The sequence below is a fragment of the Methylocystis sp. sgz306128 genome (assembly GCF_056032725.1).
In genome coordinates, this window is sequence record NZ_JBVYWO010000011.1 from 1 (window position 1) to 26,123 (window position 26,123).

General features: G+C 57.5%; 26 protein-coding genes. 16 read left to right on the forward strand and 10 right to left on the reverse strand.

Going from position 1 to position 26,123, the window contains the following annotated elements:
• Positions 1-90 precede the first annotated feature (90 nt).
• Entirely contained in the window at positions 91-1,977 is a 1,887-nt protein-coding gene (locus AC0N03_RS14150) for an acyltransferase family protein (RefSeq protein WP_474289464.1), read from the reverse strand.
• 373 nt (positions 1,978-2,350) lie between these two features.
• Between AC0N03_RS14150 and AC0N03_RS14155 the strand changes: the two genes are divergently transcribed.
• From AC0N03_RS14155 to AC0N03_RS14205, 11 genes are all read left to right on the forward strand, one after another.
• Entirely contained in the window at positions 2,351-2,740 is a 390-nt protein-coding gene (locus AC0N03_RS14155; protein WP_474289465.1) for a hypothetical protein, read from the forward strand.
• 9 nt (positions 2,741-2,749) lie between these two features.
• The gene (locus AC0N03_RS14160; protein ID WP_474289466.1) at positions 2,750-2,989 is read left to right on the forward strand and encodes a hypothetical protein; all 240 of its coding nucleotides are present in this window, start codon (positions 2,750-2,752) and stop codon (positions 2,987-2,989) included.
• Positions 2,990-2,992: 3 nt separating this feature from the next.
• Positions 2,993-3,232, forward strand: coding sequence for a hypothetical protein (locus tag AC0N03_RS14165; protein WP_474289467.1), 240 nt, complete (start codon positions 2,993-2,995; stop codon positions 3,230-3,232).
• A gap of 161 nt (positions 3,233-3,393) precedes the next feature.
• Positions 3,394-3,585 (forward strand): hypothetical protein, encoded by a 192-nt coding sequence (locus AC0N03_RS14170; protein WP_474289468.1) that lies wholly within the window; start codon positions 3,394-3,396, stop codon positions 3,583-3,585.
• Positions 3,582-3,749: a hypothetical protein gene (locus tag AC0N03_RS14175; protein WP_474289469.1), complete on the forward strand. Its 168-nt coding sequence runs from the start codon at positions 3,582-3,584 to the stop codon at positions 3,747-3,749. Before AC0N03_RS14170 ends, AC0N03_RS14175 begins: the two co-directional genes overlap by 4 nt.
• Entirely contained in the window at positions 3,746-3,955 is a 210-nt protein-coding gene (locus tag AC0N03_RS14180) for a hypothetical protein (RefSeq protein ID WP_474289470.1), read from the forward strand. The genes AC0N03_RS14175 and AC0N03_RS14180 overlap by 4 nt, the downstream gene beginning before the upstream one ends.
• A complete protein-coding gene (locus AC0N03_RS14185; protein ID WP_474289471.1) occupies positions 3,945-4,931 on the forward strand; it encodes a hypothetical protein in 987 nt (328 codons plus the stop codon). Before AC0N03_RS14180 ends, AC0N03_RS14185 begins: the two co-directional genes overlap by 11 nt.
• A complete protein-coding gene (locus tag AC0N03_RS14190) occupies positions 4,928-5,941 on the forward strand; it encodes a recombinase RecT (protein WP_474289472.1) in 1,014 nt (337 codons plus the stop codon). Before AC0N03_RS14185 ends, AC0N03_RS14190 begins: the two co-directional genes overlap by 4 nt.
• The gene (locus tag AC0N03_RS14195) at positions 5,938-6,342 is read left to right on the forward strand and encodes an excisionase (protein ID WP_474289473.1); all 405 of its coding nucleotides are present in this window, start codon (positions 5,938-5,940) and stop codon (positions 6,340-6,342) included. The genes AC0N03_RS14190 and AC0N03_RS14195 overlap by 4 nt, the downstream gene beginning before the upstream one ends.
• A 248-nt stretch (positions 6,343-6,590) precedes the next feature.
• The gene (locus AC0N03_RS14200) at positions 6,591-7,247 is read left to right on the forward strand and encodes a tyrosine-type recombinase/integrase (RefSeq protein WP_474289474.1); all 657 of its coding nucleotides are present in this window, start codon (positions 6,591-6,593) and stop codon (positions 7,245-7,247) included.
• Positions 7,248-7,794: 547 nt separating this feature from the next.
• Complete coding sequence (locus tag AC0N03_RS14205; protein WP_474289552.1) at positions 7,795-8,028, forward strand: phage minor head protein; 234 nt, start codon at positions 7,795-7,797, stop codon at positions 8,026-8,028.
• Positions 8,029-8,082: 54 nt separating this feature from the next.
• Here the strand turns inward: AC0N03_RS14205 and panB are convergent, their stop codons facing one another.
• Positions 8,083-8,904 (reverse strand): 3-methyl-2-oxobutanoate hydroxymethyltransferase, encoded by an 822-nt coding sequence (gene panB / locus AC0N03_RS14210; protein WP_474289475.1) that lies wholly within the window; start codon positions 8,902-8,904, stop codon positions 8,083-8,085.
• Between the two features lie 129 nt (positions 8,905-9,033).
• Between panB and AC0N03_RS14215 the strand changes: the two genes are divergently transcribed.
• The gene (locus tag AC0N03_RS14215) at positions 9,034-9,669 is read left to right on the forward strand and encodes an SGNH/GDSL hydrolase family protein (RefSeq protein ID WP_474289476.1); all 636 of its coding nucleotides are present in this window, start codon (positions 9,034-9,036) and stop codon (positions 9,667-9,669) included.
• Positions 9,670-9,688: 19 nt separating this feature from the next.
• Here AC0N03_RS14215 and AC0N03_RS14220 read toward each other — a convergent pair whose 3' ends face one another.
• The 8 genes from AC0N03_RS14220 to AC0N03_RS14255 all read right to left on the reverse strand — a co-directional run bounded on the left by AC0N03_RS14220 (position 9,689) and on the right by AC0N03_RS14255 (position 22,187).
• The gene (locus AC0N03_RS14220) at positions 9,689-9,961 is read right to left on the reverse strand and encodes an acyl carrier protein (protein ID WP_474289477.1); all 273 of its coding nucleotides are present in this window, start codon (positions 9,959-9,961) and stop codon (positions 9,689-9,691) included.
• A 181-nt stretch (positions 9,962-10,142) separates the two neighbouring features.
• The gene (locus AC0N03_RS14225) at positions 10,143-11,786 is read right to left on the reverse strand and encodes an ABC transporter ATP-binding protein (RefSeq protein WP_474289478.1); all 1,644 of its coding nucleotides are present in this window, start codon (positions 11,784-11,786) and stop codon (positions 10,143-10,145) included.
• Entirely contained in the window at positions 11,783-12,610 is an 828-nt protein-coding gene (locus AC0N03_RS14230) for an ABC transporter permease (RefSeq protein ID WP_474289479.1), read from the reverse strand. Before AC0N03_RS14230 ends, AC0N03_RS14225 begins: the two co-directional genes overlap by 4 nt.
• Before the next feature lie 16 nt (positions 12,611-12,626).
• Positions 12,627-13,574 carry an ABC transporter permease gene (locus AC0N03_RS14235; RefSeq protein WP_474289480.1) on the reverse strand — a complete coding sequence of 316 codons (948 nt, stop codon included), beginning with the start codon at positions 13,572-13,574 and terminating at the stop codon, positions 12,627-12,629.
• A 4-nt stretch (positions 13,575-13,578) separates the two neighbouring features.
• Positions 13,579-15,168, reverse strand: a complete 1,590-nt coding sequence (locus AC0N03_RS14240; RefSeq protein WP_474289481.1) for an ABC transporter substrate-binding protein — start codon at positions 15,166-15,168, stop codon at positions 13,579-13,581.
• Between the two features lie 504 nt (positions 15,169-15,672).
• Positions 15,673-18,111 carry a GcvT family protein gene (locus tag AC0N03_RS14245; protein ID WP_474289482.1) on the reverse strand — a complete coding sequence of 813 codons (2,439 nt, stop codon included), beginning with the start codon at positions 18,109-18,111 and terminating at the stop codon, positions 15,673-15,675.
• 75 nt (positions 18,112-18,186) lie between these two features.
• Entirely contained in the window at positions 18,187-20,610 is a 2,424-nt protein-coding gene (locus AC0N03_RS14250) for a GcvT family protein (RefSeq protein ID WP_474289483.1), read from the reverse strand.
• Positions 20,611-20,618: 8 nt separating this feature from the next.
• Positions 20,619-22,187, reverse strand: coding sequence for a trimethylamine methyltransferase family protein (locus AC0N03_RS14255; protein WP_474289484.1), 1,569 nt, complete (start codon positions 22,185-22,187; stop codon positions 20,619-20,621).
• 126 nt (positions 22,188-22,313) lie between these two features.
• On the opposite strand from AC0N03_RS14255, the gene AC0N03_RS14260 reads away from it, so the two are divergent.
• From AC0N03_RS14260 to AC0N03_RS14275, 4 genes are all read left to right on the forward strand, one after another.
• Positions 22,314-23,216: a LysR substrate-binding domain-containing protein gene (locus AC0N03_RS14260; protein ID WP_474289485.1), complete on the forward strand. Its 903-nt coding sequence runs from the start codon at positions 22,314-22,316 to the stop codon at positions 23,214-23,216.
• Between the two features lie 207 nt (positions 23,217-23,423).
• Positions 23,424-24,305, forward strand: a complete 882-nt coding sequence (locus tag AC0N03_RS14265) for a beta-keto acid cleavage family enzyme (RefSeq protein ID WP_474289486.1) — start codon at positions 23,424-23,426, stop codon at positions 24,303-24,305.
• 81 nt (positions 24,306-24,386) lie between these two features.
• Positions 24,387-24,950, forward strand: coding sequence for a thioesterase family protein (locus tag AC0N03_RS14270; protein ID WP_474289487.1), 564 nt, complete (start codon positions 24,387-24,389; stop codon positions 24,948-24,950).
• Positions 24,947-26,107, forward strand: a complete 1,161-nt coding sequence (locus AC0N03_RS14275) for an acyl-CoA dehydrogenase family protein (RefSeq protein ID WP_474289488.1) — start codon at positions 24,947-24,949, stop codon at positions 26,105-26,107. The genes AC0N03_RS14270 and AC0N03_RS14275 overlap by 4 nt, the downstream gene beginning before the upstream one ends.
• Positions 26,108-26,123 lie beyond the last annotated feature (16 nt).

Consider the following 26,123-nt stretch of genomic DNA (forward strand, 5'->3'; position numbering starts at 1 on the left):
ATCCCGATGATCTGCTCTTCCGTGAACCGTGAACGCTTCATCCTATCCGTCTCCTCTAGCGACAGACTCTACCAAATTTTTGGAGGAGATTTAGGGGCTCAGGTCAAAGGGCATTCCATCGCTGGTTACATCCGATTCTTTGCCGAAGGCTTTGAAAATATCTGACCGCGGTATGAACCTGACATTTGAAAATTGGCTCGCGTATTTTTGAAGTCGATCGTTTGCATCTGCGCTGAACGAATCCGAATTTCGATCAATCCAGTTTAAATTGAATGTCGATCCCAGCGCCACGGTCCGCCGATATGCCAAGCCGACGTCGAAGTTGAATGTTGTCGGTGAGGGCATTACCAGAATTAACTTGGATCGTTCTGAAAGAACTTTGATTTCATCAAGAACCCCTTGAAACTTGTGTTTCTCAAGCAAGGCGCCCCAATATCCGCCTAATATGATGAAATCAAAATTGCTTGCGTTCGCGGCGAGGTACTGCCGGTCTAGCCTACATTGTTCACTTGCTCGGCTATCAACTCTTCCAACAAAATTGTCGTTGGTCGTTGGATTGCACCAGTTGGTCGATATTGACCGCAAATAGATGCCGGTTTGCTTGGATATTTCTGACCAAAAAGGATCGTACTGCGCAGCAAATGAATCACCGAAAATCAATCCTTTGGGTGCGCCGGCAATGCCTTCAGACAAAACGCATTGCGTACCCTCTGCACCGACCGGCAAGTGGGGGATTGTATCTACGCTGTAAAAACACCAGCCGTTTGAGATCATTGGCATGGAGATTTCAGGGATCTGCGTTTCTTTCAAATTGAGGCCGATCCATCCTTTCAAGGGTCCAAGCTTGTCCTGCGGAGTGACGCCAAAAATTGCAAAAACAATGAGCAAGGCCGGGATCACTACGCCCAGTGTCGGCTGGATCCACTTCGTATGTAAATTTTTTGGTCGCCTCCAAGGCTCTTCCACCCAGCGCCAGGAAGCATACGCGAGGATCAGGGTCGACAAGGTAAGCACAATGGCTTCAATCGTATCGAGTTCCCGGAATAACCTTATGCGAGCGAAGGCAAACACGGGCTGATGCCATAGGTAGGCGCTGTAACTGATTCTGCCGATCAAGAGCATGATTGGCGCTGTCAGTGCTTTGGAAACGAACAGCTCACTCGAACCAAACACGAGAACGAGGCACGTGCCCGTTACCGGAGCCAAAGAAAAAGGAGAGGGAAGCGGGAAAGTTGAATTTAACCCCAAGAGGGACGCAGCAATCAACAAAATTCCAAGTCCCACCAAAATGTTATTTCGTCTCTTCAGGGGTGTGACTGTGATGAACGAACAGAGGGCTCCGGCCAATAATTCCCAAGCGCGAGTTGCAAACCAGAAAAAGTCAAAGCTTGGCCGGTGATAGGCGGTAAACCAGCTTGCAAGAAACGACGCCGCAAAAACTGCTGCAATCGAAAATACGATGAAGCGCCGATTGAATTTCCAAAGACCTACCAACACGAGTGGGAACAACAAATAAAATTGTTCTTCGACGGCCAGGCTCCAAGTATGCAGCAAGGGCTTCAACTCAGAGGAAGTGTCGAAATAATTGGTGCTGTTCCAAAAGAAGATATTGGACAGAAACAATAAAACATAAATGATACTTCGTGAGAACTGCGCTATTTCGTCGGGCAACATCCAAACCGCCGCGAAGGGCAGGCAGGCGGTGATCACGGTCAGCAGAGCGGGCAATATGCGCCGCGCCCGCCGCTTGTAGAACTCGACGAAACTGAATCGATCCTCATTCAATTCGCGGGCAATGATCGACGTAATCAGAAATCCGCTGATGACGAAAAAAATATCGACGCCCAGAAAGCCGCCTTTCAGCAAGGGAAGGCCGGCATGAAACAAGATTACGGAAAGAACAGCAACGGCGCGAAGTCCTTGGATGTCTTGTCTATATTCTTGGTGTGAAATCATTTTTTCGTTAATCGGGGTCATTGCCTAAAGAACGGGAGCGTCGCGAAATCGCGATCTGATCGGGTAACGATTGGTATGACTCGGAATGCGTTGACAACCTTACGCCTCCCGCGAAGGGAACGAAGAAGGCCGATCCTTGCATAGCAGAGGAGTCGACCGTGTTGCGATGACCGTGGAAGAACCGCAGCACTCTGTCAAGCTAAACAAGTGATCGCCTCGAGCTCCGATCGGCATCCTTTTCCGTTAGCGTACGCCATGATTGCCCCCGTCCACGTCGGGGGTGACGGCGGGATGGAAAATTGGTACGAAATGTCATTATAGGTACAAATCGTACTTGACTTATTTGGTACATATCGTACCTTATCCTCAACAAACGCACTCGCGGAGTTGAGAGATGTTCACCATTCCGACCCTTTACACGACTGCAGGCTTCGACCGCGTCGTGATCATGGCCTACGCATGGGAGCTTGCTCACATCTGGCAGGAGCAGGAACACCGCTGCTGGCGTAACCGTCAGCCTGCTCGCCCGCCCTACGGCCCGCAATTCCCTTTTAAAGGCACCCCGCTCGTCGAGCATTTCCGGCAGGCTCTGAAAACCGCTTGGCGCTCTGCCCGCGACCAGAAGGCCGCAGCGGCTGCTGATCCCGTGAAGCTGCGGGCTCTCGCCGAGGCTGAATTCGATCTGGCTTGCGCATATCGCGTCAACAACTGGCGCGAGGCCCGCCCGATCATTGACGCGGCTCAAGCCAAGATCAGCGCGCTTCGTCAATCCATCTTCGCTTGATCTGCAGCCATGACGAGCGCCGCCGAAATCCCCCTCAAGCCTCTGCTGGATCCGAAGGTCAACGTCACCGACCTGCTGATCTTCCAGATGACCAAGGCCCTCGAGGGCGTCGAGAACCTTCTTTCAATCCCTGCCAGCGTCGCCGCGTTTCAGGCGGCAGGGTTCACAAAGCTGCAAATCGAGATCCTCGGCCCGTTCGCGCTGATTGCCGAAACCGGCCGCCGCAACGTTCTCAAACAGGAGGCTTAAACCATGAGAATCAGAGCCTATTCCACTTTCCATTGTGACGGCCCGATCAAGGCCCGCGCGAAATACGTCACCTACAACAATTGCTCGTTCGAGATTGTCGCGCGGGACGGCCATTTCGGGCTTGATGAAATGAGCCTCTTTCTTCCCGCGCGCTTGCTTGGCAAGGCGCAGCGCATTGCCGACGCGATCAACGCGATCATGAGCGAGGGCGAGGGCGAGACATCCGAGCAGGAGGCCGCATGATGATGACCGAACATGAAGCCAGGGGGAAATGGTGCCCGCATGTGAGGTTTCATTCCACTGGACTAGGAAAATCATTGGAAAGCGCCGCAAGTAACCGCGTTAGCGGCGTAGGATACAACGATCAAAACCCGTCGACTTGCCGCTGCATCGCCTCAAAGTGCATGGCGTGGCGCTGGGTGCCCGCGGATGAGAGCGCGGCATTCCGGGCCGCCGTGAAAAAGGCCGGCGGTGAACCCGGCTGCACCACGGAGCGCTGGAATCAGGCCGTGCTCACTGTTCAAGCTGATCCGGCGGCCTATGGCCTGCCACCGGCCCCGACACATGGCTATTGCGGACTGGCAGGCAAGCCATGAGCAAGATCCTCGAGGCCCTCGCGGCATTCAGCATCATTCTCGGCGGCATGGCGGCTTATTGCCTTGTCTGCCCGCCGGAGCCGGTTCGCCCGATCTCGCATCCGGTGTTTCACCAGATTCAGCATCCGCCGGTTCGCCCGCTCCACCAGGGGAGGGCGGCATGACAAGCGCCTTCTGGCATTCGGTCGTGCGCTTCGTGCAGCGCTGGTCGCGTCGCTGGAATCCGCCGCCGGTCGCTGCCGAAATTGCCGAAGTCAAAGCCCGCTACGACGCCAAGCGCCGCGGCCATCGCAACACCAAGCCGGAACTGAAACGTCTGAGACAGATCCAGACGGCCCGGCTGCAACGAGAGGTCAACAATGGCCATTGAGATCATCAAACCAAAATCCCGCGAGGAATGGCTCGCCGGCAAGGAAAAGACCATCGGGGCTTCCGAGGCCGCCGCCCTGTTCGGGATCCATGCCTATCTGAGCCCGTTTGAACTGTTCGCCATCAAGAGCGGCCAGTTCCAGAAGGAATTCGACGAGATCCGAATTGAGGAGAATTCGATCCACCTGCCGCCGACCGAGCGCGGCAACTTCCTCGAGGCCAAGGCCTTCGAGCTGTGCAACATGCTGCGGCCCGAATGGAAAATTACCCCGAACCAGATTCCAGGCGGAACCGTGTTTTTCGACCCAGATATCGACATGTCGAGCACGCCGGACGCCTTCATTGAGGAAAAGGGCAGGGAAGGGCTTGGCGCTTTGCAGATCAAGACCGTCGCACCTCACGCCTTCCGCAAGAGCTGGTTTAACGAGGACGGCCAGTTCGAACCGCCGCTCCACGTTGCGGTGCAGGCGACGATCGACGCCTATATGTCGGGCTGCGCGCGCGCCTATGTCGGCGCCATGGTGATCGACTTCAACGCTGATTTTTATCTGCTCGAGGTGCCCATCACGCCGGGCTTGATCGACATGATCAAGGACAAGATCCGCGACTTCTGGGCGCGCATCCGCGAAAACCGCCCCTACGATCCCGATTACGCCAAGGACGGCGAAGTGCTGGCGGGTCTTTATCCGCCGGAAAAGGGCAAGGTCATCGACCTGACCTTCGATAATCGCATCGGCGAACTGTGCGAGGAAAAACAACGCTGGTCCCGCCGCAGGCTCAATGCCGAGCACGCGCTCGAGACAGTCGATGCCGAAATCATCGACATTCTCAAAGGCGCAGAGGAAGCCAAACACCCCGATTTCAAAATCACGCGCAAGATCCAGAAGCGCAAAGAGACGCTCATTCCCGCGTGCGAATTTGCGGTGCTGCGCGTTACTCGCAAATCCAACAACGATGAACAAGGAGAAGCAGCATGACGAATATGCTTGTTACAGACCAGATCGAACACCGCATCGCGGCCAAGATCGACAATGATGTCACGTCGAACATGGCGATCGCGTCGCATCGCACTGGCGGTCTCGCTTTCGCCAACATGGCCCAGATCATGGAATTCGCCAAAACCATGGCAATCGCCCAGATCGCGATTCCGAAGCACCTGCGCAACAATGTCGGCGCCTGCCTCGGCGTCGCCATCCAGGCCGTCGAATGGGAAATGTCGCCTTTTGCCGTGGCGAACAAGAGCTATTCGGTCAATGACCGTCTGGCCTACGAGGCGCAGCTCATCAATGCCGTGATCCTGCGCCGTGCGCCGATCAAGGGCCGTTTGAAGGTCGAATATCAGGGGCAGGGCGAAGGTCGCACTTGCCGCGTCTGGGCAAGACTGCGCGAGGAAGACGAGATCGTCGAATATACCTCGCCGCCGATCGGCAAGATCCCGGTCAAGAATTCGCCGCTCTGGAAAGGCGATCCCGATCAGCAGTTGTTCTATTACGCCTCGCGCGCCATGTGCCGCCGGCATTTTCCGGACGTGCTGCTTGGCGTCTATGCCGTCGACGAAATGGTGGAGGAAGAGGAAAGGCTGCGCCCGGAAACAGCACGGGATGTCACGCCCAAAGGCGTCGGCGCGAAGCTTGCCGCGCTGGCGGCCGTTCCTGTCCAGCGTCAGGAAGCCGAGGCCGCGGCCGAGCAGGGCTTTGATCCGGAAACCGGCGAGATCCGTGAAGAGGTCGAAGATAGACCGGGAGAGAAAACTGAAGCCAAAGAAACTCCGGCCCGGGAGGACGAGGCCGAATTGCCGCGCGAAGACCGGATACTCGCCGAGGCGCGTGCCGCCGCCATGGAAGGGCGCAAGGCCTACAATGCATGGCTCGAGAAGCAGAAGCCCGAGGATCTCGACCTGCTCAAGCCACACGAGAAGGGCATCCGCGATTTGTTGCGTCAGATCGCCTCCCATGAGCGCCAGGCCGAAGCGGAGCAGAAGGAATGAGCAACGCATTTCCGATCGCGCCTGACACGCCGCTGTGTCTGCGTGCGGCCTGCAGGGAGGCATTTCCGGATGGAACCATGACCCCGATCCGCCTGCGCCGTGAATTGCGGCGCCACGGTCTTGCAATCGAAATCATAGCGGGCAATGAATACGTGACTTTGGCGACTATCAACCGCATGAGGGAACTGTGCCGCGCGAATCCAAAGGAGCAAGGCTCTACTTTCGCAGGGAAAACACCAAAGCGCCGGGTCGATGGGTCATCCGCGACGGTAAGCAATTTATCAGCACTGGATGCTCTGAAAGCGACCGCCAGGGCGCTGAAAAAATCCTCGCGCAATATCTCGCAGAAAAGCACGAGCCGCCGCGCGACCGGGATCGTGATCCCTCTGCCGTCCAAATAATCGATGTCCTGACACTCTACCTAAAAGACAAGGGCGCTAGCGTCGCGCGCCCGGAAGCGCTGGCTTCGCGTGTTCTGGCTCTGGGGGAGTTTTTTGCGGACAAGACACTCAATGACATCAACGGCAATCTGTGTCGCGCATATGCGGCGCACCGCGGCAGTCAACAAGCCGCGCGCCGCGAGTTAGAGGATCTTCGCGCAGCGATCAACCATCATCGTCGGGAGGGATATTGCCGGGCGGTTATTGACGTGGTGCTGCCGCCCAAGGCCGTTCCGCGCGAACGTTGGCTCACACGGTCCGAAGCCGCGCGCCTGATCTGGACAGCCTGGCGCTATAAGGAAAAACAAAAAGGCGTTGTCACGGAACGCAATTCGCGCCGTCACATTGCCCGGTTCATTCTGGTGGCGCTTTATACCGGCACGCGCTCGGGAGCCGTCTGCAATGCCGCCCTGACGCCTGTCGAAGGCAAAGGCTATGTCGATCTCGTGTCCGGAATATTTTATCGCCGCGGCCTCGGCGTTCGTGAAACGAACAAACGCCAGCCAACAATCCGGATTCCTGATCGCTTGCTTGCCCATATGCGCCGGTGGAAAAACAAAGGCATATCAACAAAAGCCGTTATTGAATTTTATGGCCGTCCGGTGGCGAGCGTGAAAAAAGCCTTTGCTAATGTCGCGCGCGATGCCGGCTTTGATGATGTCTCGCCGCATATTCTGCGACATACGGCGATCACATGGGCGATGCAATCAGGCGCCGATCCCTACAAGGCCGCAGGCTTTTTTGGGGTGACGCAAGAACTGATTGATCGGGTCTATGGGCACCATCATCCGGATCATCAAAGGAGCGTGGCGGACGCTCTTACTAATCGTTCAATCTCCCGCACAGTTTCCGCACAGAATAGATAGAACAAAGCGGGACAAAACGGGGTGAAATTGGCATTCAAAATAGAAAAAACTCAATGATTTCAATAAAACTCCCTCGTTTACACCGAGAGGGTCAGCGGTTCGAGCCCGTTACCGCCCACCATTTGTTCCCGTTAAATCGCTGGCCTGAGCGTTTGTGCCACGGGCGCTCGCGTGTTGCTGGGCGGTTCAGGCATCATCGAAAATCCGCAAGCTCTGAACAAATGCGCCTGTTGTCCAGAGTGCGTACAACGCCTTTTAACCATTGTTTATCAAATTTCAAACCGACTCTCTATCTATCGGTGCTGGACTTCGGCATGTATCTGACTTTAAATCATATGATTATTGAGATTCGAGGTCATACATGCGTATTTGGCAGTTCATTGCCTATATTTATGGCTGGCGCAGCGACCCCGATCTGTCTTTGATGCCATCGGCATCGGCGCAGAAGGCGCGGGAGCCCTGGCCGCATGTCCAGCGACCCATAACAAAAAGTGGCAGATATACAGCTGAAGAAATTACAGCTGATCGCATCCGTTTTGAAAATGAAATGTCGGAACGTTTTCGTTCTATTTCCAGAATCAATCGCGAGCATGCGGTATCAAGCGGCTGCAAATATTTTATCTGGCGAACGGCCGAGGACAGCGAAGTTTGCGACGAATGCGCGAAGTTCAATGGCCGGCGCTTTCGTTACTCGGCCCCGCCAAAAATCGGCTTTCCCGGCGACCATCATTGTCCCATCGGATGGTGCCGCTGCGAGGCAGAGCCTGTGAGATTAGGTTAGAAGCCGGAAATCGAGGCTGGTTCTCGGGATTGATTGCCCGGCCTGAGCCAGGCTTTATGATTTTTTGACCGCATAAGTGTGTTCGGGCGCCGGAAAGCTGCGCTCGCGCACCTCATGCGCATAGGCTTCGATCGCGCCTCTGATGTGATCGCCGATCGCGCCATATTTCTTGACGAATTTCGGCACGCGCTCGGAAAGGCCGAGCATGTCTTCCAGCACCAGAATCTGGCCGTCGCAGGCTGCGGATGCACCTATACCGATGGTGGGCGCGGTAATTTCCTCGGTGATGCGGGCCGCCAGCGGTTCAGCCACGGCCTCGACCACAACAGCAAAGGCTCCGGCCTGCGCCACAGCTTTGGCGTCATCGATAAACTTGTTCCATGTTTTTTCGTCGCGTCCCTGCGCGCGGAAACTGCCCAATACATTGATGCTCTGCGGTGTCAGGCCGATATGGGCCATCACCGGCACGCCGCGCTCAACCATGAAACGAATCGTTTCAGCCATATGCGCGCCGCCTTCAAGCTTGATCGCGCCGCAATGTGTCTCCTTGAGCACACGGGCACAATTACGAAAGGCCTGTTCCTTGCTCTCTTCATAGGAACCGAATGGCATATCGACCACGACAAGCGATTTTGTCGAACCACGCATGACCGCATGCCCTTGCAGGATCATCATGTCGAGTGTCACGGGGACTGTTGTCTCCAGCCCGTGCATCACCATGCCGAGGCTGTCGCCCACCAGAATGATATCGGCGAGGCCATCCACCATCCGCGCTGTATGGGCGTGATAGGCTGTGAGCGCCACAATGGGCGTTCCGCCCTTCATGCGGGCTATATCGACACTGGTCAGGCGTTTGGAGGGGGCTGAAGTCGTCATGTCGTGTTCCTGTGAATGGCGCTTCCTAGCACAGCTTGGACGGGCAGACCAGAAGCCGGAAAGCAGAGGCGGCATGACTGGATCGCACGGCCCGCCTGTGGCAACTTAGGCCGTAACGGAGGAGCAGGCATGAAAACGATTCTTTGCTACGGTGATTCCAACACATTCGGTTCGCCCGCCCGCCCGCTTGAGGCGCAGGGTTACCGGCACCCGTTTGAACGGCGCTGGACGAGCATCGCGCAGCGCGAACTTGGCGAGGGCTATCGCCTGATCGTGGAAGGCCTGCCGGGGCGCACGACGGTGCACGACGATCCCGTGGAGGGAGTCCATAAAAATGGCCGCGCCACGCTCCTGCCGATTTTGGAGAGCCACGCGCCGCTCGATGCCATTGTGCTGATGCTGGGCACCAATGATCTGAAGGCCCGGTTCGCTCTTGGTCCGTTCGACATAGCGGCGGGCATAGGCGCTTTGCTGAAGGTTATCCGCGATTTTTCTGCCGATTATGGCGCGGTGAAAGTCTTGCTTGTTTGTCCGCCGCCGATTCTGGAATTGGGCGGCTTCGCGGCCATGTTTGCAGGTGGCGCGGCGAAATCGGCGCAGTTGCCGCATTATTATCGTGAGGTTGCGCAAATATTCGGGGCACGGTTTCTTGAAGCGGGCAGGGTTGTCACGTCAAGCACGGGCGACGGCATCCATCTGGATGAACCTGAGCACGCAAAACTGGGGCAGGTGATAGCTGCAGAATTGCGTGCGATGCTGGACTGACCCTTGCTTCACAATCCGCTCAGGCGGCCATACGTCCGGGCGTGATTTCCTGCAGGGCGGAGGCAATGGAGCGGATGCTGGAGAATGTCGCCCTGCGGAGCAGGCGCTCCGGGAATGTGACATGAAAATGATCTTCAAGGGCCAGAATCAGTTCCACCGAGGCAAAGCAGGTCAACCCGGCATCATAGAGATCTGCTGTTTCTGGCAGGGTCGTCATATCTGCGGTCATTTTACAATGCGTTGCGAGCAATTGGCGGATGTCATTGATCATGGCGAAACCTCTGTATTTCATGTCCGCAATAGAGGCGGCGAAAGTGGCATTTTCATGCGCAGAGGTAAATAATGTCGAAATTTTAATGGTATTCGCTAAAATTTGAACGATATAACGTTAATATTAAATTAATTTAATCTTTCCGGAATCGGGATGGCAAAGTCCCGTACTCCGTTGGCGTCGTGTGCTTATGGCGGCTTTGTCAGGCAGCGGCAATGGTCTTGCGCCGGGCCAGAGTTTCATCCAGCCAATCTGCGCGCATCTCCGGCACGGAGGACAGCAACAGTTCCGTGTAAGGATGATAGGGCGGCGAGAAGACGCGCTGTGTTTCCCCGAAGGAAATGAGCTTGCCCTTCTGCATCACGGCCACCTTGTTGGCGATCCGCTTCACCGTGCCAAGATCATGCGTGATGAAGAGATAGGCCAGACCAAGTTCGTCCTGCAGCCGTTTGAGCAAGCGAAGAATTTCTTCTCCGACAAGCTGGTCAAGCGCTGAGGTCACTTCGTCGCAAATGATCAGGTCAGGCTCGGCAGCCAGCGCCCGCGCAATGGAAACGCGCTGTTTCTGTCCGCCGGATAATTGCGAAGGATAGCGGTTGATAAAGTCTTCCGGCAGATCGATGGCGCGCAGCAGTTCCTTGACACGTTCACGCACTTCCGTCGCGCTGCGGTTGAAATAGAATTGCACTGGCCGGCCAATAACTTCCAGCAGGGTCTGTCTGGGGTTCAGCGCGACATCCGGCATCTGGTAGATCATCTGTATGCGGCGCAACTGATCCAGATTGCGGTCCTTGAGCCGGGGCGGCAGGGAATTGCCTTCGAAGCGGATGTCGCCTGCTTCCCTTGGCAGGAGACCGGTGATGACGCGCGCCAGCGTAGATTTACCCGAACCGGATTCGCCCACCACGGCAAGGGTATCGCCACGGCGCAGGGACAGCGTAATGTCGTCGACGACACGCGCCAGCTTGGAATAGCTGGCTGTGACATTGCTCACGCTCAGCAGAGGCCGGTCTGAATTGGCATGATCCTCGACGAATGTGCTGGCCGCATTGCGTTCCGCCACCAGACGGCGCGTATAATCCTGCTGAGGGTTTTGCAATATCTGCGTCGCCTCGCCGAATTCGACCATCTTGCCGTGCCGCAACACCATGATGCTATCCGCGATCTGGGCCACGACGGCGAGGTCATGGGTTATATAGATCGCTGCTGTTCCATTTTCCCGGATCAATTGTTTGAAAGAGGCGAGAACCTCAACCTGTGTTGTGACGTCGAGCGCCGTTGTGGGTTCGTCGAAGACGAGCAGATCAGGCTTGGTGATCATGGCCATTGCCGCCATGGCGCGCTGCAACTGGCCGCCGGACACCTGATGCGGATAGCGCTCGCCAAAAACATCCGGGTTTGGCAATTCAAGCTTGCGGAAAAGCTTCACTGCTTCCGCTTTAGCCTCTTCCATGGTCAACAATCCCTGCAAAACCGGAATTTCACAGATTTGCTGGTAAAGCGTCATCGAAGGATTGAACGAGGCTGCTGCGCTTTGTGCAATATAAGCGACGCCGCGCCCGCGGATGCCGACGCGTTCGGCAACGGTCATTTCCCGGATGTCGCTGCCGCGAAAAATAACCTTGCCGCTGGTCATGTAACAATTGCCGCGGGTATAGCCGAGGCAGGCAAGACCGATGGTTGACTTTCCCGCGCCTGATTCGCCGATAAGGCCCAGAACCTCGCCGCGGCGTAGGGAAAGACTGACATCGTCGACGAGAACAGGGCCGGGGCCGTCGTCGTTGCGCACTTCGATGCGCAGCTTCTGCACATCCAGAATCGTCTCTCCGAAACGGGACGTTGTCATGCGCCTTCTCCATGGCCCTTTGAATGAATGGACAACATCCAGTCCACCACGAAATTCACGCCGATGGTGAGCATGGCAATGGCTGCGGCCGGATAGATCGGCGCCAGAGAGCCCAGATTGATCATGTCACGCAGGTCTTTCACCATGCTGCCCCAATCCGCCTGCGGCGGCTGAATTCCGAGGCCAAGAAAACTCAGCGCAGCGATGAACAGAAAGGTGAAACAAAAGCGCAGGCCGAATTCGGCCACCAGCGGCGGCACAGCATTGGGCAGAACTTCGCGCCGGATCACCCACCACAGCCCTTCGCCGCGCAGCTTGGCCGCCTCGACATATTCCAGAACGGTGATGTTCATGGCCACGGCGCGCGCCAGGCGGAACACCTTGGTTGAATCAAGCACCGCGATGGTGACGATCAGCACCGGCAGGTCGGTACCCAGCACCGAAAGAACGACAAAGGCAAAAATGAGCGTGGGCATCGACAGCATCAGGTCGACGATGCGCGACAGCAGGATATCCAGCCAGCGTCCCGAGACCGCAGCGGAAAAGCCGCCGATAATGCCGATGCTGAAGGACAGGGCGGTGATCAGCAAGGACAAGCCGATCGACATGCGCGCGCCAAATATCATGCGGGTGAGAATATCGCGCCCGATATTGTCGCAGCCGAACAGAAACTGCCGGCTCGGCTCAGCCCATGCGTCGCAGACAATGTCCGCTTCGCCGTAAGGCGCAAGATAAGGGCCGATCAGCGCGATGATCAGATTGATTGCAATGATGGCAATGCCGATCTGCGCTGTCAGGGGAAGTTTGTGACCGAATAAACGCACGTCAGACTCCAGATCCTCAGCGGGGATGGCGCAATCGCGGATTGCTCATGATGGCGAGAATATCGGCGGTCATGTTCAGCAGAATGAAAGCCGCGGCGAAGATCAGTCCGCAGGCCTGCACCACCGGCACATCATGCTTTGACACCGCATCGACCATCAATTGCCCGAGGCCGGGATACACGAATACGGATTCCACAACGACCACCCCAACGATGAGATAGGCCAGATTGAGTGCAATCACGTTGATGATGGGGGCAAGAGCGTTGGGAAAAGCATGCCGCACCACCACCCGCCATTTCGGCAAGCCCTTAAGGAAAGCCATTTCGATATAGGGGCTGGCCATGATGGAGAGCACCGAGGCGCGCGTCATGCGCATCATATGCGCAACCACAACGAGCACCAGCGTCGTCATCGGCAGGAATGTCAGATCAAGCCTTTGCAGGAAATTCGAATCCGGCGTGACATTGGCGAGGGACGGGAAAACCTCGTGATCAACCGCGAGATATTTGATCAGAATATAGGCCAGAAAATATTCCGGCACCGAAATCGTCATCAGCGTGACGAGGTTGGCGGCGCGGTCAAAAATGCGGCCCTGCCTGATAGCGGCGAGAAGGCCGATGCTGACCGCCAGAGGCACCGCCACCAGCGCGGCATAGGATGCCAGAAACATTGTGTTCTTGAGGCGCGGCATCAATTCCGAGATGACGTCCTGACCATTTGCCAGCGAATGTCCGAAATCACCGCGTATGGCTCCGAAAAACCAATGCAGGAAGCGGATCGTGGCGGGTTGGTCCAACCCCAGTTGCAGCCGCAACGCCGCAAGATTCTCCGGCGTTGCGTTGTTTTGCAGAATCGCGGATGCAAGGTCGCCCGGCAGGATCTCCGTGCCCACAAATATGAGCACGGAAGCCGCTACAAGCGTTAGAAGTCCAAGTCCGAGACGCTGTGCTATCAGTTTCAGCAATGGATCACGCCTTCAGCCAGGCTTTTTCACAGATCAGGCCGTTGTCCATGTCGAAACCGCCGTGCGGGGTATGGCCGCCGACTTTTTCGTTGTGGGCGTCGAGCCAGTCGCGCATCGCGGGAATGATTGCGCCGCCCTCATTGCTGAGCATGGCCTGCATTTCCCAGATATAGGTCTTGCGCTTGGCTTCATCCGTTTCCGCGCGGGCGTCAGCCAGAAGCTTTTCCCACTTGTCGTTTGACCAGTGTGTCTCGTTCCAGGGTGCGCCGCGCTTGTAAGCCACGGCAAGCATCTGCGTGGCCGCAGCGCGACCGCCCCAGTAGGAGCTGACGAAAGCGCCCTTGAGCCAGACATTGTCCCAGAAACCGTCAGCCGGCTCCTTCTTGACGTCCATCTTGATTCCAGCCTTTGCCGTGCTGGCCTGCAGCAGGCTTGCCATGTCGACAGCGCCGTTGAAGGCGGCGTCAGACGCCTGAAGCACGATTTTCGGATCGGTCAGGCCGGCCTTCTTGAAATGGAACTTCGCCTTGTCCGGGTCATACGGGCGCTGCGGCAGTTCTTTGTTGAAATAAGGATCGCTCTGCGGGATCGGATGATCGTTGCCCAGTGTGCCATAGCCCGAGAACAGCGTCTTCAGCATCTGCGTGCGGTCGGTGGCATATTTCATGGCCAGCCGCAGGTCAGGGTTGGTGAAGGGCGCAGTGTCGGTCTGCATGGCCATGACCGGATGCCAGCCGCCGGCGGCGCGAACCAGCTTGAGCTTCGGCGATTTCTGCAGCATGGCCACGATCTTCGGATCGACGCGGTTGACAGCATCCACCTGGCCCGAAACCAGCGCATTGAGACGGGCGCTCGCATCGTTGATGACTGTGACTTCGACGCCGTCAAGGAAGCCGCGGTTCGGCTTATAGAAGTTCTTGGTGGCCTTGAGCGACATGCGCACGCCGGGATCGAATTTTTCCAGCGTGAATGCACCGGTGCCGATCAGCTTGCTCCAGTCCGAATGACCATTCGGCACCATCAGGATGTGATAGTCAGTCAGGGCGTAGGGGAAGTCGGCATCAGCGGATTCGAGCGTGATCTCGATTTCGTTGGCATTGACTTTCTTGATGTCGGTAACCGGCTTCAGATTGGCCGCGCCGCCGGACTTGGTCTTGCCGCGATGCAGATTGAGCGAATAAATGGCGTCGTCGGCGTCGAATTCCTTGCCGTTGCTGAAATGAACGCCCTTGCGCAGCTTGAACACCCAGGTCTTGGCGCCGTCCTTTGCCTCGAAGGATTCGGCCAGATCCGGTACAGGCTTGCCTTCCTGGCTCCATTCCACCAGTCCGTTGCAAACGCCGTGGCTGACATCGATCATTACCGAGTCGGTATAGGAGCCAAGCTCCAGGCTGTCCGTGGTGCTGCCGCCGCCAAGGCCAAGGCGCAGGACGCCGCCCTTGCGGGGAGTCTCGGCAGCGAGCGCGTCGGATGCTGCGAGCATGCTCGTAACCATTGGTGCTGTTGCGCCGAGCGCCATCGCTCTTCCTATGAAGTCGCGGCGGCTCATCCTGCCGAGGGCATGCTGAACTTTGAGATAATCAAATTCGCTCATTATAAACTCCCCTTCCTTCGCCGACCCCGTTTCTTTGCCGGGCTTCCGGGAGCGCTGCTGCACTCCGTTGTAATCTCAGTCCAAAGAATAATGTCGAGATCGTTCCAAGTTATCGTCGCTTCAAAAGCACCAGTCTGTCAAACTGAATTTCAACTGAAGGAACTACACAAAATTTATATTGCTACGCGTTTAAATTGTTTGATGTTTTTTCAGGCAAAAGCTTTCGCCGGCCGAGACTTTTGAAGGCTCGGATCACAACAGTTTTCGAGGTCTCGGAGAGGCGCGCTCTAGTCTTTCAAGGCGGTCATTTCAGCGTTTCCCCTTCCGATGTTTTTATTTCTGGTCTCGGTCTTATCTGAGCCGCTCACCGATTGTAGCTATCTGAAAACTATCAATTCTCATGAAAAGTTTGAACATATACCGACATATTTTGGACATATGCCGACATATTATTGCATAGATGCGACAAAATCGCTTTACGATGTGATTTTGTCGTCAGGCTGTCTAGCACCGGATGTTCCTGTTATCCGGGTCGTAAAATGGCGCGAGGCTGGCACGCGCGGTCACCGGCCTGCCCGCCACTTCAACTGTGAAGGGCAGGGAACTCAGCGAGGATATATCGATTTCGTCTGTCTCGATCAGTGCCAGCGCGGCAGCCGCGCCTAAATGATGGGCGTAGGCACCTGATGTGGTGCGTCCGATAATCTTGCCGCCAAGCAGCACCGGTTCGTTGTGATAGAGCAGCGGTTCGGGATCCTGCAGCAGAATATTCACCAGCCGCCTTCTAAGCGGCAGGGCCAGTTTCTGCTCCAGCGCCGCTTTGCCGATGAAATTGGCCTTGGACATTTTCACCGCGAACATCAGCCCGGATTCGATCGGCGTATCCTCATCCGAAATATCATGCCCCCAATGGCGATAGGCTTTTTCCATCCGGCAGCAATCCATGGCGTGCAGGCCGCAGAGCTTGAGGCCATGCGACGCGCCGGCGGCCAGAACCAGATCGAAGACATGTCGGGCGAATTCCGCTGGTATGTACAGCTCCCAGCCAAGTTCGCCCACATAGGTGATGCGCGACGCGCGCACAATCGCGCAACCGATATCGATCTCGCGCGAGGTGGCAAACGGGAAGGCTGCATGAGAAAGATCAGCATTGGTGAGACCTTGCAGCAGCGCGCGGCTGTTGGGACCCATGATGCTCAGGACCGCCAAGCCGGAACTGACATCGGTGGCGATGCAATTTGCGTCGTCGGGTATATGGCTTTTCAGCCAGTGGAGGTCTCGCCGCGCCGTGCCGCCAGCCGTGACCACCATAAAGGCGGTTTCGGAAAGCCGCGTGACGGTGAGATCCGCTTCAATGCCGCCGCGCTCATTGAGCCATTGCGTGTAGACGATGCGGCCCGGTTTGACCGCCACATCATTCGCGCAGATATTTTGCAGCACGCTTTCGGCGTCGCGCCCCTCGACGCGGAATTTGCCGAAGGAGGACATGTCGAACATGCCGACCTTTTCCCGCACGGCCCTGACCTCGGCGGCGGTATTTGCGAACCAGTTCTGGCGTCCGTAGGAATATTCGTAATGCGGACGGGAGCCGGGTTCATCGAACCAGTTGGCGCGTTCATAGCCTGCCACTTCGCCAAAGCAGGCGCCTTGCGCCGCCAGACGCTCGTGCAGCGGGCTCTGGCGCAGATTGCGGGCGGTTTCAAACTGCCGGTAGGGCCAATGCATCGCATAAAGCAGGCCGAGCGATTCTGTGGCGCGGTCGGCCAGATAGGCGCGCGTCGCCTGATAGGGCAGCATCCGCCTTACATCGACATCCCATAAATCCATTGTGGGATGGCCGTTGACGATCCATTCGGCCAGAGCTTTGCCCGCACCGCCCGCCGACTGGATGCCGATGGAATTGAACCCTGCCGCCACATAAAGACGTTGCATTTCCGGAGTTTCGCCGAGCATGTAGCGCACATCGGGCGTGAAGCTCTCCGGCCCGTTGAAGAATTTGCGGATGCCGACATTCTCCAGAGCGGGCAGGCGCTTCATCGCGGCTTCCAGAATGGGCGAGAAATGGTCGAAATCCTCAGCCAGTTCGCCGAATTCGAAATCTTCGGGAATGCCGTCCATGGCCCAGGGCTTGGCGTTGGGTTCAAAGGCGCCCAGCAGCAGCTTGCCCGCATCTTCTTTAAAATAAGCGCAATTGTCAGTGTCGCGCAGAACCGGAAGAGTGTTGGTCAGGCCCGGAAATTCTTCCGTAACGATGTAGAAATGTTCGCAGGCCTGCAACGGCAGGGCGACGCCCGCCCGGGCGCCGATCTCGCGCGTCCACATGCCTGAGGCGAGCACCACATGTTCAGCCCCGATCGTGCCCTGATCCGTGATGACGCCGCAGGCACGGCCGTTTCTGACCACAATATCCGTGACTTTGACCTGTTCGAATATCTTGGCACCACGCATCCGCGCACCCTTGGCCAGCGCCATTGTGGTGTCGATGGGATTTGTCTGGCCGTCTTTGGGCAGGAACACGCCGCCAATCAGATCGTCGACATTGAGCAGGGGCCATTTCTGCCGGATCTCCGCCGGCGTGATCTCCTGAACTTCAAGGCCGAAGGTCTTGGCCATGGATGCGCCGCGCAGCAGTTCCTCGAAACGTTCTTTGTTGGTTGCCACGGAAATCGAGCCGCGCTGCAAGAAGCCGGTGGCCTGTCCGGTTTCAGCTTCGAGTCCGGCATAAAGCCCGGTTGTATATTGTGCGAGCTTGGTCATGTTCATGGTTGCGCGCAACTGACCCACCAGCCCGGCCGCATGCCATGTCGTGCCCGAGGTGAGGCGTTTACGTTCCAGCACCACAACGTCGCTCCATCCCAGCTTTGCGAGATGATAAGCGATGGAACAACCGATGACGCCGCCACCGACGACGACGACGCGGGCATGTTTAGGGAGATCAGTCATTGCATGGCCTTGTAAGGTGATAACGTGTGTGAGCATCCCCTCTCCCCGTAATCGGGGCGAGGGGGTATGCGAAGGCTAGGCTCTCAGCCTCGAATTATTATGGTCGAACAACGGGTCGGTGCCGATGACCGCGCGTTTCATTTCGCCGATAACCTGCACGGTGAGTGCATTGCCTGTGTGGGCAAGATCGGCGCGCACATAGGCCAAGGCTATACTTTTACCCATCATGTAGCTCCAGCCCGACGAAACGGTGAGACCGACAATATTGCTACCGTGATACACCGGAGAGCAATAGGGCGGTTCCGCTTCGCCAGCCTCGTCGAAGACAATCGGCACCAGCCGTTCTTTCGGCCCGTCGGCGCGCTCTTGAAGCAACGCGGCCTTGCCGATGAAGTCTGGTTTGTCGAAGGCGACGAAACGGTCGAAATTGGCCATCAGCGGCGAATATTCATGGGTGATATCACCCTTCCAGCCGCGATAGCACTTCTCCAGCCGCAGCGAGTCCATGGCATACATGCCGAAATCGCGGATGCCGAATTCCTCGCCAGCCGCCCAGATCAGGTCGTAGAGTGCAACCATGGTTTCGACGGGAGCGTGAAGTTCCCAGCCAAGTTCGCCGACATAATTTACGCGCAGAGCGAGCACCTGCGCCGTGCCGATTTCGATGGTCTGCGCGCTCAGCCAGGGGAAGGCGGCGTTCGAGAGGTCGGCTTCCGTGACTTTGCTCAGCACGTCGCGGGCGTGCGGGCCTGCCAGAATCAGCGAACCGTAGCGCGTTGTCTCATTACGCAGGGTTACCGAGCCATCAGCAGGCAAATGCTTGATGAGATGGTCGATGTCGTGCCACTCGGCGGCTGCGGCGCTGATGAGATAGAACGTCTGAGGCCCGAGCCGCGTGATGGTGAATTCCGAGAGAATGCCGCCGCGGTCGTTCAGCGCCCATGTGAGCGAGATGCGGCCCTGTCTGGGCAGCTTGCCGCAGACGATCCGGTCGAGCCAGGCTTGCGCGCCGGGACCTTCCACATAAAGCTTGGTGAAGCCGCCAAGGTCGAGAATGCCGACATTTTCGCGCACTGCGCGGCATTCTTCGCCCACCGTGCCGAAATAGGCCGTCTCCGCCCGGCGGAACGACAGCTTCTGCGGCTCACTTGTGCCATCCTTCGGGAAGTAGGCTGCGCGTTCCCAGCCGCCGCGCGCGCAGAAAAACGCACCCTTGGCTTTAAGCTTTTCGTAAAGCGGCGTAGTCTTGGCGGGGCGTCCGGCGGGGCGTTCCTCCACCGGAAAACCGATTGCATATTCGTTCTGATACAGCTCAATCGCTTTAGCCACCGTATAGCTCTTGGTGGCGTAATCCGTGTAGCGGCGCGGATCAAAGCCCCAGAAATCCCACTCCGGTTCGCCGTCGATCACCCATTCGGCAATGGTCTTGCCTGCGCCGCCCGATTGCGCGATGCCAAAGGAGAAGCAGCAGCACTGATAGAAGTTTTTCAGGCCATGTGCCGGGCCGATATAGGGGTTGCCGTCTGGCGAATAGGGAATAGGCCCATTGATAACGCGCTGGACCCCTGCGGTGCCGAGAATGGGTACGCGGGCGATGGCGTCCTCGATATATTTTTCCAGCCGGTCCAGATCATCCGGATAAAGCTGGTTGGCGAATTCTTCGGGAATACCGTCCAGCCAATGGGGCGTCGCCTGCCATTCATAGGGGCCGAGCAGCAGGCTGCCGCGTTCCTGACGCAGATAATAGCTGGCATCCGGGTCGCGCAGCAGCGGCAGTTTGGTGGCACGGGCCTTGAGTGTCTCGATTTCTTCGGTCACGAGATATTGATGCGACATGGAGACAATCGGCAGTTTCTGACCAACGAGCGCCATCACCTCGCCAGCGCGATAGCCTGCGGCATTGATGACATATTTCGCTGTGATCTCGCCTTTGTCGGTAACCACGCGCCAGCCGTTATCGAGCGGTTCCAGCGCCACGACCTTTGTGAACCGGTTCACCTCGCATCCCAGCGACCGCGCGCCCTTGGCATAGGCCTGCGTCAGCTGGCTGGGATCGATATCGCCGTCAAAAGGATCATAGAGCGCGCCCTGCAGATCATGCATTTCGATGAAAGGATACATCTCCTTGATTTCATCGAGGCCGAGCAGATCGAAATCAATGCCCTGCGCCTGCGCCATGGCCGCGACATGCTTATATTCGTCCATGCGCTCGCGCGTGTGGGCAAGGCGCAGCGAACCGGTGACGTGATAGTTGATCGGATAATCCACTTCCTCGGCAAGGCGCGCATAAAGCCGTGTCGAATGGCGCTGGAATTTGATCGTGTTCCAGCTTGTCGAGAAATTGGGGCAATTGCCTGCCGCATGCCATGTCGAGCCGGAGGTGAGTTCGTTGGACTCCAGCAGCACGCAATCCGTCCAGCCGCGCTTGGCCAGATGATAGAGCGCCGAGCAGCCGACCACCCCGCCGCCGATGATGACAACTTGTGCCTGTGTGCGCATGTCGGCTCCTATTCGGCAGCGAGAGGGGCGCGGCGCATGGCCTCGCGCGGCAGCTTCACGGGATAGGCCGCACGGATGGCCTCGTCCACATTCTGCGGAATGTGGCCGGGATAATGGCGGCGCAGAATATCCTGCACTTTCACGGCGGCGCGGTCGAGCACATCCGAGGAGCCCTGTTCGGTCCATTCATTCGGGCTCTTGCGGTCGCCGACCGCCGGGTAGATGTAATCGGTCTCCATGCGGCGCAGGGTTTGTTCCGAGCCAAGAAAATGTCCCGGCCCGCCGATACAGGCATCGCGGATGGTTTCGAAGGAGAGCGTATCGTCGCTGACTTCAACGCCGCGGATGGTGCGCTGCGTCGCGCCGATGATGTCATTGTCGATCACAAGGCTCTCCAGCGAGAAGCCAAGCAGACTGGCGTGCATGCCAGCCGATTCATAGATGAGATTGGCGCCGGAATTGCCGACCAGCACGTGGTTGAGGGCCTTTTCCGCGCCCGACTGCGCATCCGCCACCTTGGAATCGGTGATGCCGGACGAGGTGCCGCCGGTCAGGTCATAAAACTGGGCCATCTGCGCCGATGCAGAGGAGAGCAAAGCCTGTTCCGGGCTGCCGCCGGACATGGCGCCGGTGCGCAGATCAGAAACGAAGCACCATGTGCCGAATATGGCTGGCGCGCCCGGCTTGATCGCATTGACATAGGCGAGGCCTGCAAGGCATTCGGCCACTTCCTGCGCCAGCGCACCTGCAAGCGCAGCCGGAGCCGTGGCGCCGGCCTGCCCTGCGGAGAGCAGTAGAACCGGCATCCCGCCTTCCACCGCCATTTCAAGACACCGGCAGGCATCGGCTGCGAATTTCATTGGCGGGACGACAAAGCAGTTGGACTGCGAGACGAAGGGACGCTCGCGCCACTTTTTTTCGCCGCCTGCAATGGCATGGAGCATTTCGAGCGAGGCTTTGAGATGAACCGGATCAACCCAGCTTGTGCCGACATGCTTGGTCGTAGCCGAGACCGCCGCATAGCAGGTGTTGAAATCCATTTCATAAGGATCGGGAATATCGCGCGGCACCACGGCGCGCTGGAAGAAATGGATATGTTCCATCACATCGACGATACGGCCGATATCATAGAGGTCGCGCACGGTCGATTCGCGATAGACGCCCGCAGGGGAAACCATATTGACGGCCGCGCCTGCCGTGCCGAAATAAACCTTCTTGCCCCATGGCTCAAGGTCATGCCGGGGGTCTTGCGCATACAGCGGAAAACGCCGCGCAGCCATTGCCAGAGTATCCTCGATCAGGCTTGCCGGAAAACACAGGCGGTTATGTTCATTTAGATAGCAGCCCTTGGCCAGCAATATCTCCAGGCAGGAAGGTATGGCGTCGGCAAGGCCCACCTCGGAGAGAAGACGCAGCGCCATATGATGCACCTTCAGCACATCGGCATCGCTCAGCACCTTGTAATGGCCACCTTCCATGCCCGGCCATACGGGGCGCACATTGTCGGCGAGCGGATTGGCGCGGAGGCTGCGGCGGGCCTCTCGACCGCCACGGCGGTTGGCATTCTGCTCAGACATGGACTACTCCCTTGAATTGTAAATTTGTATGAGACTGACAAAATTTCCGGTCCGCGACAAATTCTTGAAATTCATTGATTGATGAAAATTATTCATGCATGATCAGAACTCATCAGGAACCGGATCATGGCAAAATTGCCGCATGTACCTTTGACCGCCCTGCGCGCCTTCGAGGCCACGGCGCGGCTTTTGTCGTTCCGGCAGGCTGCCGAGGAACTCGGCATCACACAATCAGCCATCTCGCACCAGATTGCGGCATTGGAAACAGCGCTGAATGTACGCTTGTTTGACAGGCGCACGCGCCGCATCGAACTCGCGCAGGAAGGCGTGTTGCTTTATCCCTATGTCAAATCCGGGTTTGATCAGTTTGCTCATGGCATTTCCGTGGTCAGCCAGGCCGAACGGGTCGATGAACTCACGCTCCAGCTTTATGTGACTGTGGCCATCCGCTGGCTGATGCCGCGTCTCTCCACCTATCGGCAGCATAATCCGAAAATGGCGGTGCGGTTGCTCACCAGCCATCTGGATTGGGAATTTGACCCGCAGCTGGCCGACTTTGGCCTTATCTGGACCAAAAATCCGCATCGCGGCGGCTTTGCCTATACGAAACTGTTCAATGCGCGGCTGATCTGTGTCGGCAGTCCGGCCTTGCTGGAGGGCAGGCCGCGGCGCGATGTCGCCGATCTGGCCCAGATGCGGCTGTTGCAGGTCTATACCGCCCGGGATGATTGGCAACTCTGGTTTGCCGCGCTTGGGCTGGATGCCAATAAAGCGCGGTCGCAGACAAGTTACGATTCTTACCTGCTGGTGATCGAGGCCGCATTGGCCGGACAGGGCGTGGCGGTGGTTCCGCATTTTCTGGTGTCGGAAGATCTCGCTGCCGGGCGTCTGGTGCAGCCTTTTGCGCATGAAATCACGCAGCCCGGCGCGTGGTATCTGGTCTGCCGGCAGGAGCGCGCGCTTGATCCGCGCATCCGCCGCTTCACCGAATGGCTGCTGGCAGAAATTGCCGCAAACCCTGTGGAATGATGAATTTTTCTTGTGTCGAGGGGGGCGGAATGGGCGTCGATTTCCGACAAATTTTGCCGGATTCCGTCGCATAAGCTTGTGTTCAGGACAAACTCGTCATTGCCGACGAAGTGAAGCAATCCAGACACTCTAATACAACGAATTGCTTCGCTTACGCTCGCAATGACGGAAAACGTGCAAAATCAGAAATAAAGTCGGGGAGGCGTTATGAACAATGAAGTGATCATTTCCTGCGCGGTGACAGGAGCAGGCGATACGGTGGGCAAGCATCCTGCCATTCCGGTCACGCCGCGCCAGATCGCGGATTCGGCTCTGGAAGCCCATGCGGCAGGCGCAGCCATCGTGCACCTTCATGTGCGTGACCCGAAAACCGGCAAAGCGGCGCGCGATCCTGCGCTCTATCGCGAGGCAGTCGGCTATGTCCGCGCGAGCGGCGCCGATGTGGTGATCAACCTCACGGCTGGCATGGGCGGCGATTTTTTCTTCGATCCCGCCAACCCCGCGACAGGTGGAGCCGGCACCGATATGGCCAATGCCGCCGAGCGTGTTGCGCATGTCGAGGAGCTTCGCCCGGAAATCTGCACGCTGGATTGCGGCTCGCTCAATTTCGGCAACGGCGCTTTCATCGGCACCGCCGATATTCTGCGTGACATGGCCAGACGCATTCAGGCGGCGGGCGTCAAGCCTGAGATCGAATGCTTTGAGCTTGGCCATATCTGGCTGGCCAAGCAGCTCATTGCCGAAGGTCTGATTGATGCGCCGCCTCTGTTCCAGCTCTGCACCGGCATACCGTGGGGCGCGGAAGCAACCACCGAAACCATGCTGGCCATGCGCAATCATCTGCCCGCGGGGGCGAACTGGGCGGGATTTGCCATTGGCCGCAACCAGATGGCTTTTGTGGCACAATCCATGCTGCTGGGCGGGCACGTGCGCGTCGGCCTTGAGGACAATATCTGGCTGGACAAGGGCGTCTATGCCTCAAACGGGTCATTGGTCACCCGTGCCAGAGAGGTGATCGAGCGCTTGGGCGGGCGGGTGCTGAATGCTGCCGAAGCGCGGGCAAAGCTTGGGCTGTTGAAGCAAAGGTGAGGGCTTAGGCGCATGTCATTGCTTCGCTTCGCTCGCAATGACGGACGGGCACAAAGGAAATAAATTTGGAGAATTAAAGCATTGACCGGAAATAATAATCCACCCCGCGTCACCTCTCCGCTCGAAGGCGTGCCCTTTAGGGGCTGGGACGACGCCGCACCCATTCCCGCGCCGCTTGCCCTGCATTCCTGTTTTGTCAGGCCGGAATGGACGGATTATAACGGCCACATGAGCGAAAGCATCTATCTCCTTGTTTTTGGCGATAGTTCCGATGCGTTCTTTCGCTATTTCGGCATTGATGAAGCCTATCGCGACACCGGCTTTTCGCTTTATACCCTCGACACGCGCATCCGCAATCTGGCCGAGGTTTCCGAGGGGGAACCGTTGCGGCTTACCTTGCAGGTGCTAGATCTCGATGAAAAGCGGCTGCACATATTTCACCGGATGTTGCATGGCCAGACCGGGGCGCTGCTGGCCGTGGGGGAGCAGGTGCTGGTGCATGTCGATATGAAGGCCGGGCGGTCCTGTCCGCTGCCCTCTGATCTCTTTACCCGTCTTTCCGCGATCCGGGCGGCTCATGCCGATCTGCCTGTGCATGAAATGGTGGGCACAACCCTCGGCATCAAACGTAAGGCGCAGCCATGAGTTTTCCCATTTCAGAAGAGCAGCGGATGCTGGTCGAGACGGTGCGCAGCTTTGTCGAGAACGAGCTTTATCCGCACGAAGACCTTGTCGAGCAGCTCGATGATGTGCCGGCGGAAATTGCGCAGGACATCCAGCGCAAGAGCATTGAACTCGGACTTTATGCCGCCAACATGCCGGAGCAGTTCGGCGGTGGCGGGCTGGATGCTCTCAGCTTCACATTGATGGAGCGCGAGCTTGGCCGCGCGGGCTACGCCCTGCAGATGTGCGTCGCGCGCCCGTCCAACATCCTGCAGGGTTGTTCCGGTGAGCAGATCGAGCGTTATCTGATTCCCACAATAAAGGGCGAGCGGCACGATTGCCTGGCCATGACAGAGCCGGGCGCGGGCTCCGACATCCGCTCGATGAAGACACGCGCCGAAAAGCGCGGCGATAATTATGTCATCAATGGCGCCAAGCACTTCATCAGCCATGCCGACAAGGCCGATTATGTCATTCTTTTTGCCGCGACCGGCATGGAAGAGACAAAGCGCGGCAAAAAGGCGCTGATTTCGTCCTTTCTGGTGGATATGGGGACAAAGGGCTTTACGATGCGGCGCGGGCCGCATTGCGTCTCGCATCGCGGCTATCATCAGTGCGAATTGTTTTTCGATGATTGCGTGGTGCATGAGAGCCAGTTGCTTGGCGAGGAAGGCAAGGGTTTCGACCTGATGAACGAATGGCTCGGCTCCACACGCCTGACTGTGGCCGCAACCTCCGTGGGACGGGCGCAGCGTACACTGGATCTGGCGCTGGATTGGGCAGCGCAGCGCCAGCAGTTCGGTGAGAAAATCGGCCGGTTTCAGGGCGTCTCGTTCCAGCTTGCCGATATGGCGACCGAGATTGCCGCGTCTGACCTGCTCACGCTTGCCGCGGCGGACAAACTCGACAAAGGCACGGTTACTGATACGGATTACGCCATGGCCAAGCTCTTTGCCACCGAAACGCTGGCCCGTGTCACAGACAGGGCCCTGCAGATCTATGGCGGCATGGGGCTGATGAATTCGCTCAAATTGGAGCGCTTCTGGCGCGATGCCCGCGTCGAACGCATCTGGGACGGCACCAGCGAAATCCAGCGGCATATCATTTCGCGCGCACTTCTGCGTCCGCTGGGGTGCTGAATATGCCGCGATATTC

Excerpts from the sequence above, each read along its gene's own strand:
- AC0N03_RS14150 (WP_474289464.1), bottom strand. The coding sequence starts at position 1,977 with ATGACCCCGATTAACGAAAAAATGATTTCACACCAAGAATATAGACAA.
- AC0N03_RS14155 (WP_474289465.1), top strand. The coding sequence starts at position 2,351 with ATGTTCACCATTCCGACCCTTTACACGACTGCAGGCTTCGACCGCGTC.
- AC0N03_RS14160 (WP_474289466.1), top strand. The coding sequence starts at position 2,750 with ATGACGAGCGCCGCCGAAATCCCCCTCAAGCCTCTGCTGGATCCGAAG.
- AC0N03_RS14165 (WP_474289467.1), top strand. The coding sequence starts at position 2,993 with ATGAGAATCAGAGCCTATTCCACTTTCCATTGTGACGGCCCGATCAAG.
- AC0N03_RS14170 (WP_474289468.1), top strand. The coding sequence starts at position 3,394 with ATGGCGTGGCGCTGGGTGCCCGCGGATGAGAGCGCGGCATTCCGGGCC.
- AC0N03_RS14175 (WP_474289469.1), top strand. The coding sequence starts at position 3,582 with ATGAGCAAGATCCTCGAGGCCCTCGCGGCATTCAGCATCATTCTCGGC.
- AC0N03_RS14180 (WP_474289470.1), top strand. The coding sequence starts at position 3,746 with ATGACAAGCGCCTTCTGGCATTCGGTCGTGCGCTTCGTGCAGCGCTGG.
- AC0N03_RS14185 (WP_474289471.1), top strand. The coding sequence starts at position 3,945 with ATGGCCATTGAGATCATCAAACCAAAATCCCGCGAGGAATGGCTCGCC.
- AC0N03_RS14190 (WP_474289472.1), top strand. The coding sequence starts at position 4,928 with ATGACGAATATGCTTGTTACAGACCAGATCGAACACCGCATCGCGGCC.
- AC0N03_RS14195 (WP_474289473.1), top strand. The coding sequence starts at position 5,938 with ATGAGCAACGCATTTCCGATCGCGCCTGACACGCCGCTGTGTCTGCGT.
- AC0N03_RS14205 (WP_474289552.1), top strand. The coding sequence starts at position 7,795 with ATGTCGGAACGTTTTCGTTCTATTTCCAGAATCAATCGCGAGCATGCG.
- panB (WP_474289475.1), bottom strand. The coding sequence starts at position 8,904 with ATGACGACTTCAGCCCCCTCCAAACGCCTGACCAGTGTCGATATAGCC.
- AC0N03_RS14215 (WP_474289476.1), top strand. The coding sequence starts at position 9,034 with ATGAAAACGATTCTTTGCTACGGTGATTCCAACACATTCGGTTCGCCC.
- AC0N03_RS14220 (WP_474289477.1), bottom strand. The coding sequence starts at position 9,961 with ATGAAATACAGAGGTTTCGCCATGATCAATGACATCCGCCAATTGCTC.
- AC0N03_RS14225 (WP_474289478.1), bottom strand. The coding sequence starts at position 11,786 with ATGACAACGTCCCGTTTCGGAGAGACGATTCTGGATGTGCAGAAGCTG.
- AC0N03_RS14240 (WP_474289481.1), bottom strand. The coding sequence starts at position 15,168 with ATGAGCGAATTTGATTATCTCAAAGTTCAGCATGCCCTCGGCAGGATG.
- AC0N03_RS14245 (WP_474289482.1), bottom strand. The coding sequence starts at position 18,111 with ATGACTGATCTCCCTAAACATGCCCGCGTCGTCGTCGTCGGTGGCGGC.
- AC0N03_RS14250 (WP_474289483.1), bottom strand. The coding sequence starts at position 20,610 with ATGCGCACACAGGCACAAGTTGTCATCATCGGCGGCGGGGTGGTCGGC.
- AC0N03_RS14255 (WP_474289484.1), bottom strand. The coding sequence starts at position 22,187 with ATGTCTGAGCAGAATGCCAACCGCCGTGGCGGTCGAGAGGCCCGCCGC.
- AC0N03_RS14260 (WP_474289485.1), top strand. The coding sequence starts at position 22,314 with ATGGCAAAATTGCCGCATGTACCTTTGACCGCCCTGCGCGCCTTCGAG.
- AC0N03_RS14265 (WP_474289486.1), top strand. The coding sequence starts at position 23,424 with ATGAACAATGAAGTGATCATTTCCTGCGCGGTGACAGGAGCAGGCGAT.
- AC0N03_RS14275 (WP_474289488.1), top strand. The coding sequence starts at position 24,947 with ATGAGTTTTCCCATTTCAGAAGAGCAGCGGATGCTGGTCGAGACGGTG.